Origin of the sequence: Falsirhodobacter halotolerans (assembly GCF_022899245.1) — a bacterium.
GTDB lineage: Bacteria > Pseudomonadota > Alphaproteobacteria > Rhodobacterales > Rhodobacteraceae > Falsirhodobacter > Falsirhodobacter halotolerans.
The window spans coordinates 1,668,231-1,684,025 of the sequence record NZ_JALJAZ010000001.1 but is presented as its reverse complement, the minus strand read 5'-3'; the positions used below and the strand labels follow the sequence as shown (position 1 = coordinate 1,684,025).

Below are 15,795 nucleotides of genomic sequence, written 5' to 3'. Positions count from 1 at the left end.
TGCTTGGGACCATGGTCTTGGCAGGAGAGTGTTATGGCATCGCGTGCGGTGTGGACGGGTCAGCTTCGGATCTCCCTCGTGTCGATCGGGGTAGAGGTGCATCCGGCGACGAAATCCGGGGCGCGGGTCGCATTTCGGCAGATCCACCGGCCCACCGGAAAGCCCGTCCGGTATCAGAAGACGGTGGCGGGTGTCGGGCGGGTAAAAACCGAGGATATCCTCAAAGGTTACGAGACAAGCAAGGACGAATACCTGCTGCTTGATCCGGCGGAAATCGACGATATTCGACTGGAAACCAAGAAGACGTTCGAGCTCGTGCAGTTCGTCGACGCGTCCGAGATTTCGCCGCTGTATTACGACAAACCCTATTACGTCGTGCCGACCGACGATCTGGCCGAGGATGCCTACCGCGTTGTGCGCGATGCCATGCGCAAGGCGGGAAAGGTGGGTCTGGGGCAGTTGACGATGCGCGGGCGGGAATATCTGTGCTCCATCCGGCCTTGCGGCGACGGGCTGCTGATGGAGACATTGCATTACGCCGACGAAATTCGGTCGGCCGATCCGCTGTTTTCCGGCATCGAAGACGGGCCTGCGGACAAGGAACTGTTGGCCGTGGCGACACAGCTTATCGAACGAAAATCCGCTCCGTTCGACGCGGCGGCCTTCATAGACCACTATGATAAAGCCTTGCGCGCCTTGATCGCCGCCAAGCGCAAAAACCGCAAAACCCCACGCGCCATGACCGGGGATGAGGACGCGAAGGCCAAAGGCGGCAATGTGGTCGATCTGATGGAAGCGCTGAAGCAGAGCCTTGGGTCTACCGGGAGCGGTCGGAACAAACCGTCTTCCAAGACCGCCAAGGCGAAACGATCCGCCTGATGGACGCTCTTCGCACCTACCGTTCCAAGCGGGATTTTGCCCGAACGACCGAGCCGCAAGGGGGGACGGGACGTGGACTGGCCTTGCGATATTCGGTGCAGATGCATGACGCCACACGCCTGCACTGGGACCTGCGTCTGGAGTGGGAGGGGGTTCTGCTGTCTTGGGCTGTCACTCGGGGGCCATCGACAAATCCCGCCGACAAACGTTTGGCGGTTCGGACGGAAGATCATCCCCTCGATTATCTGACATGGGAAGGGACGATCCCGAAGGGCCAATATGGCGCCGGCACGGTCATGTTGTGGGATCTGGGGTGGTGGCAGCCGCTGCATGATGTGGCCGAGGGCTTGGCTCAAGGCCGATTGCATTTCCGGCTGCATGGGCAAAGGGCGACGGGCGGGTGGTCGCTTGTGCGCATGAAGGGCAAGCCTGCGGATCGCGGTCGGGAAAACTGGCTGATGATAAAGGAGCGGGACGCCGATGCCGGTCGCCACCTGCAATTTGACCGCAGCGTCTCCAGCCACCGCACCGTGGCGCAGATTGCCGAAGGGGCGCCGCCGCAGGCTTTGCCATCGCGCAAAGCCCCTGTCCCGAAGTTTCGCGCGCCGCAACTGGCGCAGCTGGTCGGCACCCCTCCGGAGGGCGATGGCTGGTGGCATGAGGTCAAGCACGACGGCTATCGCGCGCAGATCGCGATTGGCAAAGGCGGGGTCGTCATCCGGACGCGGTCCGGGCAGGACTGGACAAAGCGGTTTGCCGAGCTCGCGCCGGTTTTGGCGCGGCTGTCCTGCGACAGCGCCCTGATCGACGGCGAGATCGTGGCAGGGGCGGGGCTTCAGGGGTTTTCGGCCTTGCAGGCGGCCATCAAATCGGGCGGACCTTTCCTGTTCTACGCATTCGACCTGCTGGCGTTGGACGGAATGGACATGTCCGGCCATCCCCTGACCGACCGTCGCCGAGCACTGGAAAACCTGTTCGCCGATGTCGCACCGCAGGGGTTTGTGCGCCTGTCGCCGCTGATCAACCTCGACGGCGACGCCGCGCGGGACGCGGTCTGCGCGGCGGGAGGTGAAGGGATCATCTCCAAACGTCGCGCCGCCCCTTATCGCGGCGGGCGATCATCAGATTGGCAAAAGACGAAATGCACCCATCGGGCCGAGTTCGTGATCGTCGGGTATCAGCCGTCCGAAAAACGCGGTCGGGCGCTTTCGTCTTTGCTGCTGGCAACAATGGAGGCCGGCGAACTGCGGTATCGGGGCAAGGTGGGAACCGGGTTCAACGCCGCCATGCAAGATGAAATGCTCGCGGCCTTCATCCCGCGCCGCAAGCCACCCTTGCAGACGTCGGTGGCGGCGAAATGGGTGGAGCCTCGTCTGGTAGCCGAAATCGCCTATGCCGAACGCACGGCCGACGGTCTTCTGCGGCATGCACGGTTCGTTGGGCTGCGCGAAGACAAGCCACCGAAAGAGGTGGCGATGGACCCCGCCACGGAGGTGGGCCTGAAGCAAAGCGACCGCCCCCAAATTGCAGGGATCGGTATCAGCAACGCCAACCGCGTGGTGTTCCTCAAACCGAAAATGACCAAGCTCGATCTGGCCCGATACTATGAGGCGATGGCCGACCGCATCCTTCCGACATTGGCGGATCGCCCGTGCTCTCTCTTGCGACTGCCCGAGGGACTGGAGGGCGAACGCTTCTTTCAGAAACATGCGGGCAAAGGATTTCCCACATCGGTGCGCCACGTCAATATCGACAACGAGCCGTATATCCGCATCACGGACGCGGCCGGACTCGTGGGGGCCGTGCAGATGGGCACGGTGGAGTTTCACCCATGGGGGGCGCGGTCCGATCGCTTGGACCGTCCGGAACGGATGGTCTTCGATCTGGACCCGGACGAGGGGCTGGGCTTTGCAACCACCCGACGCGGGGCTCTGGAGGTGCGAGAGGTTCTGGAAAGCGTTGGCCTTGCGTCATGGCCGATGTTGTCTGGCGGAAAAGGCATCCATGTGATTGTTCCTCTGCGTCGCACCGTCGGCTGGGACACGGTTAGAACCCTGTCGCAGCTGATCGCGACCCTCATGTCCGACCGCGCTCCCGATCGCTTCACCGCCACGATGTCAAAGGCCAAACGCAGGGGCCGCATATTCATCGACTGGTTGCGCAATGAACGAGGGGCCACCGCAATCGCCCCTTTCTCCGTGCGCGCCCGACCCGGTGCCCCTGTGGCGGTGCCGGTGACGTGGGACGAACTTCCCCGTCTTCGTCGTGCGGATGCCTTCGGGATGAAAGCAGCTTTGGATCGCAACTGGCCTGACCTGCCAAAGCCTTCGACGATCAGCAGCGCGATTTTAGCCCGGTTGATACAGTGAGCGAGCATTTCCGAGCCGGCTGTGTTGCTACCACCTAGGTCTAGGTTTGATACCCGAAGGTGAAGTCCAACATACCAGTTTTGCACCAGTGTGGCACAATGCGCGAATCGTCCTATTTCCTCTGGGGAGGAGGATGGCATGAGTATAACCAGGATAAAATACACCATTGACGGTAACACCCGTGAAATCACCGATGCCTCTGAGCTCGCGGCCATGCGCCATTTCGCGGCCGTGCTCGACGGCGAAGGTATCATTGTGGCCGACAGCAACATGTCGCAGCCGATGATCGATGATCTGATCCGGATGTCGGGCCAAAGCCATCGCATCTCGTTTGTCGTTTCCTCCGAATAGCCCAACGGAAAGATCCCTATCAACATGAAGCGCCGTGTGCGCCTCGCCGTTTTATTCGAAATGCATAAGGTTAGGTCGTGTTGACAAAAGAGATTCACATCAGGCTTTGAGCATGATTCAAGCTGGCATCTGCGATGGAGACCAGCTTGGCACGAGACCTTATGTCGGACGAGGAATGGGCGTTCTTTGAGCGTTTCATCCTCGCCGTCCGCGCTCCGAACGGGCGTAAATCCACCAACCACCGCCTCGTTCTTGATGGGATTTTCTGGATTGCCCGAACCGGGGCGCCATGGCGTAATCTTCCCGGGGGGTTCGGGAAGTGGTCGAGCGTCTATCGGCAATTCCGGCGCTGGACGTTGACCGGGCTCTGGGAGGACATCATGGAGGCACTGAACCAGAGCGGAGCTGTGCCAAGCGCCCTGCAGATGATCGACAGCACCGTGATCCGCGCCCACCATCAGGCAGCGGGCGCTAAAGGGGGACTCCACGACAAGGTTTCGGCCGTTCTCGAGGTGGCTTTACGACCAAGATCCACCTCCTCGTCAATGCACACGGGCTTCCCATGAGGGCAGAGATCACGCCAGGCCAGACGTCGGATTATCTCGGCTTCGATCTGGTGATGGCGGATAATCTGCCCCGCCCGAGCGTGCTGCTTGCGGATCGCGGCTACGATGCAGATAAGATCAGAGACGGCATGGAAGCGCGCAACGTCCTGCCCGTGATCCCGATGCGCAAGTCCCGCAAGAAGCGGATTGGTGTCGATCGCTCGATGTATCGCCTGAGGAACCTGGTCGAACGCTGCTTCAACAAGCTCAAAAACGCCAGGCGTGTCGCGACCCGCTACGACAAGACGGCGGAAAGCTTCCTCGGCTTCATTGACATCACGTCGATCCGTCTCTGGATCCGCCATTTGTCAACATGACCTAGCCATGCTTCTGTTTGCCCAGCCATTCCGCCATGACGCGGCGAACGACTTCCGGCCTGGAGGGCAGGTCGTCCTGCTGGCGCCTGTAGTCGTCGATGGCGCGAAGAAGCTCACGCTCCATGCGGACGGTGACGGCTTCGGAATCGACGGGGGGTCTGCCCATGCGTGCCATGACTGCGAATCTCCTCGACAAAGTTCTTGACTATTCGAGGTCATATAGTCATATTAGGCGAGCCGAGCAAGGGTTGCCGCCCAAGCTCAGCTCTGACCAGCCATCTCATGTGGAGAGACAACGTGGCTACTGATACCCCTACCACGCGCCCCGGCGCGGTTGAAGACGCGCCGTTCGCGCCGACGGACGTGACGCGGGCGTTCGCGCGCTTCCTCACGCACCTCGCCACCTTCGTCGAGGCAGAGCGCGACGTTGAGGTCATGATGACGTCCGACCCGGCCTTCGATGGCTCCCTGCGCCGCTCGGAGCTCGCGCTCGAGGACACGATGATGCTGGCCCGTCAGTCTTTTGAAGCTGAGCTAACCCGTCACGCCGACCGCCCCCTGCGCTACACGGCCATGCTGTTGCACCGCGCCCTCGGCAGCGAGACCCGGGCGGAGTTCGAGGGCCTGCGCGGCCTCGTGGACAGCTACCGGCCGATGTTCCGCGCATCTGGATCGGGACCGATCGCCCGTCGCGTTAACGTCATGGTCGACACGGCTCTGCGGCGCCTCGACGAGGTCAGTCAGCTCCGGATGATCGCCGAGATGTGCGACGACCCGCATCCGGACGATCTCGTGGCCGACCTGGTTCACGCCTGATCCTCACCTCCTGATCCCGCCTGATCCCGCGGACTTCATCCTCGCGCCCTGATGGCGCGGACCGATGACGACTGCGCTGCGATCTGGATCCCCATTACCCGATGCTTCCCGAGGATTGGCCTGACTGGCTGGTCCCGGAGTATCCTTTCGTATGGAGCCCCCCACATGCCCGAAGCCATTCTCCGTTCGCCCCGCCGTTCTTCCACCGCCTCCCGCACGCCGCCCCACCCGTGGACGGGGCCGATCCACTCCCACTGGCGCGCGATGGCGCGCAGCAAGGGGTTCGACCTCCGGGCCCGCGTCAGGGACCGCTACCATGTCGCGCTCGCCTGCCACCGCTGCGGCGGGCAGACGGTGCACCGCCTCCACACGCTGATGACGGCGCGCCCGGCATGTCAGGCCTGCATGGAGGCCGCCTGGACGGAAACGGCCCGGCGGGCGAACATCTCGTTCCTTGGGCGTGATCCGGACCGCCGCCATTACGCCCGCTACCGCCTGCGCTGCGGTCATGAGACAACGCGCCAAGTCGGGTTGATCGAACGCGTGGCGCGCGGCGAGACGGGGCTGCGCTGCGCGACCTGCCTCACCGCCCGGCGTGCCGCGACCGCAGGCATCCGGGGATGGACGCTTCTCGGCCCCGCAGACGAGCGCGGCCCGAACTACCGGCGCTACCGACACGAGTGCGGCCACGAGCAGGAGATCGCAGTGATCAACTTAGAGAACGCGCGCGTCGGCTGCGCGGCCTGTAACCCGGGCTGGTGCGCTGCGCCCAGCTGGATCTATCTTATCCGGATCGCTCTCCCGGATAGTCGCCGCTGGATCAAACTGGGCTATTCGCGATATCCTGATTCCAGGATCTTTCAGGCATTGCCGCGGGACAGGCGGGTGCAGATCGAGATCGTGACCCTGGTTCCGACGCCCACCGGACATGATGCGGTGCGCGAGGAAACCCGGATGCACTCCGATCTCCGGAAGGCCTTTCCGGAGACGGTGATCCCGACGGAGACGTTCGCGCCGTGGCTGACCGTCCGGTCCGAGGTTTACGAGGCGCATCTCGAACCGGAGATCCGAAGCCGCCTTGAGGCATTGGCCGCGCGGAAAAAACCCGCCTGATCCTCCCGGCGCCGTCTGCGTCCTCTTCTTCCTTGCTTCCAGAGTTCCCCGATCCCGGCCCCGTCCGGGATCGCCGTCCGGAGTCCGTCATGCCCAGACCTTCGATCACCACCACCCCGCGTCCCGACTGGGACACCCTCGCCACGCGCATCATCGCCCAGCTTCGCGCCTATCACACCGATCCGCAGCGCCCCGCCGATCCGGAGGACGAGGGCACGGACGGTGACGAAAACAAACCCTGGCCGATCCCCGCAGTCCGGCCGCCGCTGGAGAGCCTCCTGGCCCATGCGGATGCCGCGCGGCTGCCTCCCGGGATGGCGGAGGACATCCGCGCCGAGGGCGGGGATCCGGTCGCGACGAACGCCGATGGCGGCGATCGTCCCGCCGTCCGGGTGCCGGTGACGCATCTCCTGATGGCGGCCCGGCTGGCCGCGACGTTCCGGACTCCGGAGGCGCTGGAGCAGGCGCTGTCTCCCAGAACGATCACCGTGCTCTCGGTTCCGGAGCTTCGCGATGTCGAGGTCGTGGGGCGCGTCCTGCGGCGCGGGATCGTGGACAAGGCCCGTCCGATCATCCGGACCCTCACCACCCGCGCGCCCGCCGGCCCGGAACTGATGCTGCTGCAGCCGGAGATCACCGACGGCGAGATGGCCCGCAATGGTCCCGCTCGGTTCGCCCGCGCCGTCGGCGCGGCACTGGCTGTCGACCGGACCCTTCTGATCCTCATGCCCGGCGCGGCGCCGCTTCCCGGCGCGCTCCTCCGGCTGCTGCCCCGTCCGGTCCCGGTGGTGCCGCTGGATGCCGACATGCTGATCTGCGCGCTGCGGCATTCGCATTCCGCCACAGGGCGCATCGACATGGATGCGGTGCGGGCCGTCCTCCCGGAGGATCGCGTGCTGCGGGCGCTTGAGCCTCCGGAGCTTCACGCGGCCTTCCGCGCGCGCACCGCGCGGGCGGTGGCCGAACGCCTGGCGGAGATCGGGGCCGCAACCCTCCGAAGCCGGGCCGCCGACATTCCGGGAAGCGGTCCCGCCGTGGAGGCGGCGCGCGGCCTGCTGGCCGACCTCCGGGCGTGGCAGGCGGATGAGACGGCGTGGTCCGAGATTCCGCGTTCGCTCCTTCTGTATGGCCCACCGGGCGTGGGCAAAACGTATCTCGCGCATCAGGTGGCCGAGGTTGCGGGGATCCCGCTGATCCAGGGCAGCCTCGCCGAGTGGCAGGCCAGCGGCCACCTGGGCGACATGTTGCGCGCGATGCGCGAGACGTTCGCGACTGCGCGTCGAAAGGCCCCTTGCGTGTTGTTCCTCGACGAGCTCGACGCCGTCGGGTCCCGGTCCGACGAAGAACGTCACAACAGCAACTACCGCAATCAGGTGATCAACGGTCTCCTGCAGGAGATCGACGGAGTGCTGCGCTGCGCGGGCACCCTCCTGATCGGCGCGACCAATCTTCCGGATCGGATCGATCCGGCGCTGGTCCGTCCGGGGCGGTTCGATCTGCGGGTCGAAATGCCGCTCCCGGGGCCGGACCTGCTTCTGTTCGTCCTGTCGCAGCATCTGGAGGGGCGGCTTCCGGAGGCGACGCTCCGAACCCTCGCCCGCCGGGCGGTTGGTCAAACGTCTGCCGCGGTCGATGCCGGGGTGCGGACGGCGCTGGCGACTGTCCGGAGAGCAGGCCGCGACATCTCGGAAGACGACATCGTGCGCGCCCTCGATCTCCATGCCGACAGGACCGAGATCGACCGCCGCGTGGCGATCCACGAATGCGGGCACGCGATCGTGGCGACGGCCCTTGGCGGCAGCACGATCACCCGTCTTGCGATCGGCCCCGGAGGCGGTGAGGCGGCCCGAACGCGGCATCCGGCTGTTGGCCTCCGGTCGGAGTTCGACGGGGAACTGGCGGTGCATCTAGCGGGCCGTGCCGCCGAGGCACTGGTTCTCGGTGATGTCTCCGCCGGCGCCGGGGGCGGTCCGGAGTCCGATTTGGCGCAAGCTACGCTTCTTGCCACCGGAGTCCACGCTCAGCTCGGCATCGGCTGGCAGGGGCCGCTCTGGTCCGAGACGCCGCAGGCCGCCCTGCGCGATCCGGAGGTCCGCGACCGCGTTCGGCGCGATCTGATGGCGGCTGAGGTTCACGCCGGACGCATTCTCGCCGACCAGCAGGACCTGCTCATCCGGATGGCGGACGCCTTGTGCGAGGTGCGGCGCTTGACGGGGGCGGATCTGGACGCGTGGCTGGCGCAGGTGCCGGAGGTGGAAAGATGAGCGGTATGCTCCTCCTCGTCTGGGACGTGCCGCTTGTCCGTAAGTGGCACGCACGCTCAGGAGAGACTTTCCCGTCAAGTGGTTTTCCACAGAACTATTTCTCTATCTACAAATAATATCGTTATAAAACATTATCTTGAAGAGGTTATCATGCAGCATCGAAGACGCCACTGAAGATCGATTGAGGAGGGCCGCATGGCCGAACAGGACGACGAACTCCGCCTGAATGGCGAAACCCAGGATACTGAGCACGAAGGCGATGCCGACGTGGAGCAAGTCGGTGACACCGCGCACGACAACGTCGAAGAAGAGCGCAGCGTCGAAGACGAAAACGAAGATGAAGATGAAGACGATGGGGACGAAGACGGCGAGGAGGAGGACATCGAGGAACAGATCGCTCTGCTGGCTGACGACATCGCAGGGTGGAACACGGTGGATGCGAGGACTCTGGTCCGCTGGCTGAACGATCTCGGATCCCTCTGCCGCCGCTCCTCGTGGCGAACCTTGGAGCAGGTGATCGACCTCTCGGATCTGCCGTCGAATCGGATCCCTGCGCATCTCGAGGATATGGAAATCTGGGCGGTGGACGATGACGGCATGGCAGTGGTTGGCACTGATTTCGACCTCGTATCGGTGCAGGACCTGAGTGTCGACAGCCTGAATAGCGCGAACGACGATATCCGGGAGGCAATCGACAGGGTCAAAGCCGCATTCGATGCCACTGGGGATGTCGATGCCGACCTGGAAGCCGAAGTGCGGGATGCCGTCGAAGCACTCGAGGACGCCATCAAGGCTGGCAAGGAAATGTGCGCGGATGTCGATGTGGATCCGCGCGACACCTTCGACCTCGATCCGGACGAGCTGCTGGGGCTCAGCCTCGGAAGTATGGCCGAAGGGCCGAAATTCACCCTGCTGCACACGCTGATGGAAGAGTATCACGGCAATGCATTCATTGTCGTCCACACCGATACGCCTGAAGGCGGTCAATTCGTTCGGTATGGCGAGGAGGACGCCTACACCTTCGGACTGACCGTCATGTCCCCCGCAGACCATCCGGCAACGGACTTCGTGCCCGCCTCGGCTCACGCAGGAACGTATCTGTGCCCGGAGGCGAAGACGGAGGTGGAAATCCGCTTCTGACACCTCGGGAATGGATGTTAGGGAACCAGCCTGGCGATGCAAATCGTCCAGGCCGACTCTTTTTCCGACGCAGGGGACCGGCATAGTCCCGCGCGCGTTTCCTCATCCAGATTGCCCTGCCGGGAGAATCCGCCTCGGAACTTTACCGGACCACGCCGCTGATTGTCATGCCGAAGCGCGAATCTCGCCCATCGGCACGTCCCGCTGCCCAATCCGATCCGCCCATTGCTCTCGAACCTTCGCCACCTCGGCGGTGATCGCCGCCCGGTTCGCTTCGTAAGCCTCTTTCTTCTTGCCACGACCCACATAGACCGACGCAATGAATGCAGCGATGCAGGCCAGCGAAAGCAGGTAGTTTCCGGTCAGGGCCGGAAAGGCGAAAAGCCCGATAAAACTTCCGACTCGGATCGTCGAATCCATGACCTTGATGCCCTGGATAGCGCCGAAGTCGAGATCCTCGGTGCGCCACTGGCCGGTCCTGAGCTTTGCCGCTCCAATGCAGCGTTCGCCTGCATAAATGAGCGCCGCGTCCTCCCCGAGGCGCAGGAACGGTGCCATCCGCAAGTCGTAGCTGATCTCGTAGCCGTCGGCGTAACGCTCGAGCGATCCCTTCTCGACGTTGACCACGCTTGTAGTGACGTGTCCGGAGCCACCGCCGCCCACGGTCATCCCGGTGCCGTTGGCCGAGTAGCCCAGCACCCCGGACTGGTGCGAGGATCCGGACACCTCGGCGACGGTCTGGTTCTGGGCGGCAACGATGATCCCGGCGGCGAGGGTAATGGGCGATGCTGTGTCGGTCATGCGGTTGTCCTGTTCAGAGAGCGTCCGGGGATTATTGGGCGCGGCAGTTGCGGATGGGGGCGGAACCGGAGAGCGACAGCGTCCCCGCCTGACCATCGGCGGTGACAACGGTCATCTCGCGTCCCCCCGCCAGCGCGTCGATCACCCGGTTCAGCGCGGCCTTCGCGGCGGGCGTATCGGCGTCCAGGTCGATGGTGCTGGCCTTGAGCGTTGGGCGGTGGGTGAGGGCGACTGTCGTGATCTCCTGCCCATCGACCTTCACGCGGGCGGGGCCTGCATGGTCGCCCGGCACGGCTATCCGCAGGCGGGCGCTGAACCCGGTGCAGCCATACTCGATCCGCAGGCCATCGCCCGCAGCGGTTCCCTCATACTGACCACCCGGCGCAGACGCATGGTCCCATGCGGCTTGAGCGGCCGACGTGCCGACGAGAAACGCGAACAGGACGGCGGTGGGGCGGGCAAAGCGGGGCAGGTTCACGGGGCTTCCTCCGGTCAGGGTAAAACAGCCGGACGCCGCGCGAGATGGCTGCGGGACGCATCCCGAGGTGGCTCTCTCGGACGCGAGACACGGTATGTCGAGTATACTCCGTGGCAATATACGCGTCAATTCTTTGTGTTCCGGCCGATGAACACGCAGAGCATCCGGGACATATTCGCTGAAAATCTGAAAAAGGCCCGCCGCGCCAAGGGCTGGTCGCAGGAAGAGCTGGCCCACCAGGCCGACATCGACCGGACCTATGTCAGCGCGCTCGAGCGCCGCGTCTACAGCGCGTCGATCGATGTCGTGGATCGCCTCGCGCAGGTCCTGGGACTGAAGGCGTCCGACCTGCTCAGGGACAAAGACTACCCGTGAAGCGGCCCGACCATTCGCCAGCACTTCCTTCCAACAGGCGAACGTCGAACGGATCTCTAGATCGGGGAGGGGCCGTCTTCGGCTTTCGGTAACGGGATACCGGCACCGAACAGAAGCGTCGTCAGGTTCTCTGCGGCTTGGTCATCCCGGCACAGGATATCGTAGGCCCCATGCCGGCCCACCTCGGCCCGGAGTCCCCGACCCGAGATGCGGATGGAGCCGCGCGACGTCCCCGCCAGTCTGACGTCCAGAGGGGGGGACTGATCGGCGGCACTTCTCCGGAGGCGGATCAGGATGTCTCCTCGACTTCCGATGGGGGGGCGGAAAACCATGCCTTGAGCGCCTGAATGTCCTTCCGCATCTCTGCGATCATGGACGCTGTCTGGCGCTCTCGCGCCACCTCCGCCTCCCGCCGTTCGAGAGCCGTCTGCATGATGGTGGCCGCGCGGTCCATCTGCACCCGGATGCCCGAGAGCTCGGACATGAACTCCTCGAGCCGCTGCCCGATCCCCGGGGCGCGTTCCATCGCCAGCAGGGTCTCCAACGGCTCGATCAGCCGGGCGAGCGTGCGGTTGATGGTCAGCAGTTCGGTCAGGTCGGGCAATGGGGAGGTCGTATCGGGCATTCAGGCGCTCCAGTCGATGGCGGATAGGGATGAGGGAAGGGACAGCGGAAAGCGATCGTCGAATGAGAGACGTCAGCACGAGATCCCGAAGGTGGGCCATTGCCTTGGTCGCGACAGCGATCAGCCGCGAGGAAATCGTGGTCGTGCCGGGCCTCGCACCCGGGTGCTGCGGTGGGATCGGCACGGGGATGTCAGCGAGGATGTCCAGAGGGTGGCGCACCGCATGATCCACTTTGTAGGCGACCGCATGCCCGGCGGCCCGATGAAGCATCTCCACATCCAGGATCTCCGCGGCGCGATCGAGCTGAGCGGTTCTCAACGCCGTCTCGGTCGATGCATCACCTCCTTGCCCCTGGGCCATGAGAAGGCCCCCGAGCCGGAACGTCGTTCCGGGGGCCCGGAACGTGACCGCGTCGTCCGACCGGGATGCGATCTCAACCGACCAGGCGTCAAGCTGCGGCGCCATCGCCGCGAGACGTCCCGCACGATCCGCGAATGGCGCGCGCCGGTGAAGGTCCATGATCAACTCGGCCACCAGGTCGACATGCGTGCGTTCGGGCACCACCCCGGCTCTCCGCGCCTCGGCTTGGTCTTTGAGGTGCGGGTCTGGCAAGGCGACAAGACGTTGGTTCTCAGGCCAAAGCGGGTCGCGGAAGACAAACCTGGTGTTGACGGTCGCCGTGAACGCGTCCCACAGGCGACGGCTGGCCGCGTTCGGCGGATGCGGGTTGTGGGCCCGGACGATCCCACCGGGCAGCACAACCATGCGCGGCAGGATGAGGTTGATCTCCACGCGTCCGGTATGGGTGTGCGCGTTGGCATAGACGGGCGGTCGGCGGCCCGGCGGAATGCCCGCGAAGGCCACCTCCAGCGCGAGGGTCAGGATGCGCGCCACGCGGTCGCGATAGGGCCCCCTCCCTGCGTTGAAGTCCGGGACGGGGATGTCCGATGACGCGAAGGACAGGGTGGCGACACTGGCCCGATGGCGATGTCGCAGATGGTCGACGACCTGCGCCACCACGGTGGCATCGCCGACCAGCGGTTCAGGGGCCGGATCCCGGACGATCGTAGTGTATGTTGCACCGATCCTCTTCCGAACGGCGACGTCCGGGAAGTATTTCGACAGGCCCTTGAACGTGGCATCCGGATCGATGCGGGACCAGGTGGTGATCATGACATGTCCTGGGCCAGAGAGATCAGGACCCGCTCCACGGCCACAAGCCTGGGAAGCAGCCGCAACGCCCCGGGCAGATCATTCACCATGGCCGCCAGGTCCTCGATCTCGGCATGCATGCGGGCAACGGCCAGGGCAAGCTGAGGCGTGCGGGGAATGGAAGGAAGGACCTCGGGGTCCGGGCGTTCGACCAGATAGCGTGAGATGCTCAGACCGTGGTCGCGCGCCAGGATCGTGATCCGGCCCCACTCGGAATCCGTCGCGTAGATCTCGCGCCGCCGGGGCCGTTCGTCTGTCGCCTTCCGTCTTGCCATGTCGCATCCCTGATCGGATAAAATCCTGAATTCTCCTCGTCCGGAACGAATACACCCGGGGCGCAGGAGCCTTGATGTCCAGGATGCCCCGAGATCGTGAAAATCGAAATCTCAGGGCAGGGTGTCGTTTAGCGATCAGGATAAAACGCGTGATGTCGGTCTCAGATCACCACCGGAAGCTTGTTGATCGCCTGATGAAGCGCTTGTAGAGGACTGGCTTCGCCATAGGTCCGGCTGTCGACATCCGACATCTCATGGCCGATGAGGTCGTAGCGAACTTTCTCGGCGATGGTCGTGTCGAGGGCCAACTGGTCACGGACGTAGTGCCTCATGGAGTGCAGGCACAGCTTCCGGGGATTACCCTCAAAAATATGCTCCAGCGCCTTCCCGAACGCGTAATACATCCGGTCTCCGAACTTCTTCGACCGATCGTCCTTCGAATGTTTCATGGGCCGGAGTTCCGGGAAAACGTCCTTTCCCCGCCGGCGCGCCTTCTGGACATGGTCCATGAAGCCCAATGCGAGCACCCGATCGTGAAGCGGCACACGGCGCACTGAAGAAAAGTTTTTCAAGCCTCGGTTGTCGTTTTCGGCGAGGTTCAAGAAGTGAACGCCGTCCTCGACCTGGACATCCCGAACGGTGAGGGCCGCCAACTCCTCCCGTCGTGCGCCAGTATACGCCGCGAGGATCGGGACCCAGTAAAGGCCGTCCGTAATGATCTCGGTCCCGAAATGATTCCGGCGAGCGTGCGATTTGCAACCTTGCCAGATTGTGTGCTGGAAGAGTGCCTCCAGTTCGGCGCGGCGGAAAGATGACCGCTTGTCCCGCTCTCGCTTTTCTTCTGCCAGCCGCAGTCGGGCCGGCTTAACTTTTTCGTCGATGTGGATGCCCTCATCCGAAGCATGTTCGAGCAAGTGCTTGAGGTTTTCGAGGTGGCGGTTGATCGTGCTAGGGGCGAGGCCAACGCGATCCTTCGGCAGGGTGCGAGCCTTGGCGAGCATGTCTTCTACTGTTGCATTCGCGTCGCCCGGGCTCTTACCCCAACTTTTCGGCATGCGTTGCAGCACGTCTCGGAACCGTGCCACGTGATGTTTCCGGATGCCTCGAACATCTGCAACTCCCGTGACCCGCATGAACAGTGCCCCGAACGTCCGGTATTGTTGCAAGGTCACCGAGGAAACGTTCGCACGTGCCTTCTGCGCGACAAGCCTGTCGATCACACTCGAGATTTCCGGGTCGAACCCGGGCTCCGACAGGTCAAGCACAGTGGGGGGAAGCGCGTGACGATGATCTGTCGCAGACGCGGCGCTTTCGGGAACCGGTGTGACACATGGCGCGGATACCAATTCCATGCCATCATCCGGAACGATCGGAGCCGGCACCACAGGCTCCGCCGCGCGCATGACTCCATCCCATGGTTTCACCGCATCCAAGAAAGTATCCCGCTCACTCCTGACGATATCCTCGGCAAGGCTGGCAGCCAGTTCCGACGCGATGCTCATGCCCTGATCCTCGGGCATCTTCTCCCATGCAGCCGCCCGACCTTCGACGAAAAGCTTCCGGAGTTGGAGGAGCATCGGGACCGGGATGTGCGCATCGCCGCGCCCTGTCAGGTCGCGGAATGCCCGTGCCATCTTCCGGATACGCGGCTCGCTCCGGACTTCCTGCCCGAGCATGTCGAGCGTGACGTCGAGCTGGTGGACATCCGCTGCCGAGCGACCTTGCCGTTGGAGTTCCTCGATGTCCTCGTCCTCCAACTCGGCGTTCACGCTCCGCCGGGCCAGCATCCGCCACGCCGTCGCCATCGCCCAGTCGGCACGTGCGTCCGCCCCGCCGTCGGCAAAGATGATGTCCCGATTCTTGCGGGCGCGTGCCATCTCCTCGGTCACGACATGGCGGAGCCAGGCGCTGGCCTCGGCAGGGGTCAGGATTTCGTCGTGGATCTGGTCCAGCATGCGGTCGCTCTCGGCAGTCAATCTGCGTGCGAGTATACGCGCCCGAGCCGGGTCCGTCGTCCTCAAGGACACCTGCAGGACCCACGAACCTGTGGACGGAGACGACAGGCGACGGCGCCATTGATAGGTGTCGCCCCGCCGAAAGAGATGAAGGGTATGGCCCATGGCCGATCCTCGCATGATGCGCGGGCGGCCCTCGGATCATGCAGGGCAGTGTGA

General features: G+C 64.1%; 16 protein-coding genes. 10 read left to right on the top strand and 6 right to left on the bottom strand.

Features of this window, described 5'->3' with window-relative positions; translation table 11 throughout:
* The first annotated feature begins 33 nt into the window (after nt 1-33).
* From ku to MU449_RS08850, 4 genes are all read left to right on the top strand, one after another.
* Entirely contained in the window at nt 34-879 is an 846-nt protein-coding gene (gene ku, locus MU449_RS08865) for a non-homologous end joining protein Ku (protein WP_244737662.1), read from the top strand.
* Complete coding sequence (gene ligD, locus MU449_RS08860) at nt 879-3,248, top strand: DNA ligase D (protein WP_244737661.1); 2,370 nt, start codon at nt 879-881, stop codon at nt 3,246-3,248. The genes ku and ligD overlap by 1 nt, the downstream gene beginning before the upstream one ends.
* 138 nt (nt 3,249-3,386) lie before the next feature.
* Nucleotides 3,387-3,599 carry a hypothetical protein gene (locus MU449_RS08855; RefSeq protein ID WP_244737658.1) on the top strand — a complete coding sequence of 71 codons (213 nt, stop codon included), beginning with the start codon at nt 3,387-3,389 and terminating at the stop codon, nt 3,597-3,599.
* A 134-nt stretch (nt 3,600-3,733) separates the two neighbouring features.
* A protein-coding gene (locus MU449_RS08850; protein ID WP_244737657.1) for an IS5 family transposase occupies nt 3,734-4,521 on the top strand; the annotation gives its coding sequence in 2 pieces (ribosomal slippage) (nt 3,734-4,073 and nt 4,073-4,521; 789 coding nt in all).
* Between the two features lies 1 nt (nt 4,522).
* On the opposite strand, the gene MU449_RS08845 is transcribed toward MU449_RS08850, so the two are convergent.
* Nucleotides 4,523-4,687 carry a hypothetical protein gene (locus MU449_RS08845; protein ID WP_244737656.1) on the bottom strand — a complete coding sequence of 55 codons (165 nt, stop codon included), beginning with the start codon at nt 4,685-4,687 and terminating at the stop codon, nt 4,523-4,525.
* A 131-nt stretch (nt 4,688-4,818) separates the two neighbouring features.
* Here MU449_RS08845 and MU449_RS08840 point away from each other — a divergent pair, with 131 nt between their 5' ends.
* From MU449_RS08840 to MU449_RS08825, 4 genes are all read left to right on the top strand, one after another.
* Nucleotides 4,819-5,337 (top strand): hypothetical protein, encoded by a 519-nt coding sequence (locus MU449_RS08840; RefSeq protein WP_244737655.1) that lies wholly within the window; start codon nt 4,819-4,821, stop codon nt 5,335-5,337.
* A gap of 264 nt (nt 5,338-5,601) precedes the next feature.
* The gene (locus MU449_RS08835) at nt 5,602-6,450 is read left to right on the top strand and encodes a GIY-YIG nuclease family protein (protein WP_244737654.1); all 849 of its coding nucleotides are present in this window, start codon (nt 5,602-5,604) and stop codon (nt 6,448-6,450) included.
* Between the two features lie 89 nt (nt 6,451-6,539).
* Entirely contained in the window at nt 6,540-8,714 is a 2,175-nt protein-coding gene (locus tag MU449_RS08830; RefSeq protein ID WP_244737652.1) for an AAA family ATPase, read from the top strand.
* A 195-nt stretch (nt 8,715-8,909) separates the two neighbouring features.
* The gene (locus MU449_RS08825; RefSeq protein WP_244737651.1) at nt 8,910-9,854 is read left to right on the top strand and encodes a hypothetical protein; all 945 of its coding nucleotides are present in this window, start codon (nt 8,910-8,912) and stop codon (nt 9,852-9,854) included.
* A gap of 165 nt (nt 9,855-10,019) precedes the next feature.
* Here the strand turns inward: MU449_RS08825 and MU449_RS08820 are convergent, their stop codons facing one another.
* Together MU449_RS08820 and MU449_RS08815 are read right to left on the bottom strand one after the other, a co-directional pair.
* Entirely contained in the window at nt 10,020-10,655 is a 636-nt protein-coding gene (locus tag MU449_RS08820; RefSeq protein ID WP_244737650.1) for a hypothetical protein, read from the bottom strand.
* Nucleotides 10,656-10,686: 31 nt separating this feature from the next.
* Nucleotides 10,687-11,133: a hypothetical protein gene (locus tag MU449_RS08815; RefSeq protein WP_244737649.1), complete on the bottom strand. Its 447-nt coding sequence runs from the start codon at nt 11,131-11,133 to the stop codon at nt 10,687-10,689.
* Nucleotides 11,134-11,280: 147 nt separating this feature from the next.
* Between MU449_RS08815 and MU449_RS08810 the strand changes: the two genes are divergently transcribed.
* Nucleotides 11,281-11,508: a helix-turn-helix domain-containing protein gene (locus tag MU449_RS08810; RefSeq protein WP_244737648.1), complete on the top strand. Its 228-nt coding sequence runs from the start codon at nt 11,281-11,283 to the stop codon at nt 11,506-11,508.
* Between the two features lie 289 nt (nt 11,509-11,797).
* On the opposite strand, the gene MU449_RS08805 is transcribed toward MU449_RS08810, so the two are convergent.
* A complete protein-coding gene (locus MU449_RS08805) occupies nt 11,798-12,133 on the bottom strand; it encodes a hypothetical protein (RefSeq protein ID WP_244737647.1) in 336 nt (111 codons plus the stop codon).
* A 223-nt stretch (nt 12,134-12,356) separates the two neighbouring features.
* On the opposite strand from MU449_RS08805, the gene MU449_RS08800 reads away from it, so the two are divergent.
* A complete protein-coding gene (locus tag MU449_RS08800; protein ID WP_244737646.1) occupies nt 12,357-13,085 on the top strand; it encodes a hypothetical protein in 729 nt (242 codons plus the stop codon).
* A 218-nt stretch (nt 13,086-13,303) separates the two neighbouring features.
* Here the strand turns inward: MU449_RS08800 and MU449_RS08795 are convergent, their stop codons facing one another.
* Entirely contained in the window at nt 13,304-13,621 is a 318-nt protein-coding gene (locus tag MU449_RS08795) for a hypothetical protein (RefSeq protein ID WP_244737645.1), read from the bottom strand.
* Nucleotides 13,622-13,782: 161 nt separating this feature from the next.
* On the bottom strand, nt 13,783-15,741 hold the full coding sequence (locus tag MU449_RS08790; protein ID WP_342345651.1) for a DUF6538 domain-containing protein: 1,959 nt from the start codon (nt 15,739-15,741) through the stop codon (nt 13,783-13,785).
* Between the last annotated feature and the right edge of the window lie 54 nt (nt 15,742-15,795).

Excerpts from the sequence above, each read along its gene's own strand:
- ku (WP_244737662.1), top strand. The coding sequence starts at position 34 with ATGGCATCGCGTGCGGTGTGGACGGGTCAGCTTCGGATCTCCCTCGTG.
- ligD (WP_244737661.1), top strand. The coding sequence starts at position 879 with ATGGACGCTCTTCGCACCTACCGTTCCAAGCGGGATTTTGCCCGAACG.
- MU449_RS08855 (WP_244737658.1), top strand. The coding sequence starts at position 3,387 with ATGAGTATAACCAGGATAAAATACACCATTGACGGTAACACCCGTGAA.
- MU449_RS08845 (WP_244737656.1), bottom strand. The coding sequence starts at position 4,687 with ATGGGCAGACCCCCCGTCGATTCCGAAGCCGTCACCGTCCGCATGGAG.
- MU449_RS08835 (WP_244737654.1), top strand. The coding sequence starts at position 5,602 with ATGGCGCGCAGCAAGGGGTTCGACCTCCGGGCCCGCGTCAGGGACCGC.
- MU449_RS08830 (WP_244737652.1), top strand. The coding sequence starts at position 6,540 with ATGCCCAGACCTTCGATCACCACCACCCCGCGTCCCGACTGGGACACC.
- MU449_RS08825 (WP_244737651.1), top strand. The coding sequence starts at position 8,910 with ATGGCCGAACAGGACGACGAACTCCGCCTGAATGGCGAAACCCAGGAT.
- MU449_RS08820 (WP_244737650.1), bottom strand. The coding sequence starts at position 10,655 with ATGACCGACACAGCATCGCCCATTACCCTCGCCGCCGGGATCATCGTT.
- MU449_RS08810 (WP_244737648.1), top strand. The coding sequence starts at position 11,281 with ATGAACACGCAGAGCATCCGGGACATATTCGCTGAAAATCTGAAAAAG.
- MU449_RS08805 (WP_244737647.1), bottom strand. The coding sequence starts at position 12,133 with ATGCCCGATACGACCTCCCCATTGCCCGACCTGACCGAACTGCTGACC.
- MU449_RS08800 (WP_244737646.1), top strand. The coding sequence starts at position 12,357 with ATGATCCACTTTGTAGGCGACCGCATGCCCGGCGGCCCGATGAAGCAT.
- MU449_RS08795 (WP_244737645.1), bottom strand. The coding sequence starts at position 13,621 with ATGGCAAGACGGAAGGCGACAGACGAACGGCCCCGGCGGCGCGAGATC.
- MU449_RS08790 (WP_342345651.1), bottom strand. The coding sequence starts at position 15,741 with ATGGGCCATACCCTTCATCTCTTTCGGCGGGGCGACACCTATCAATGG.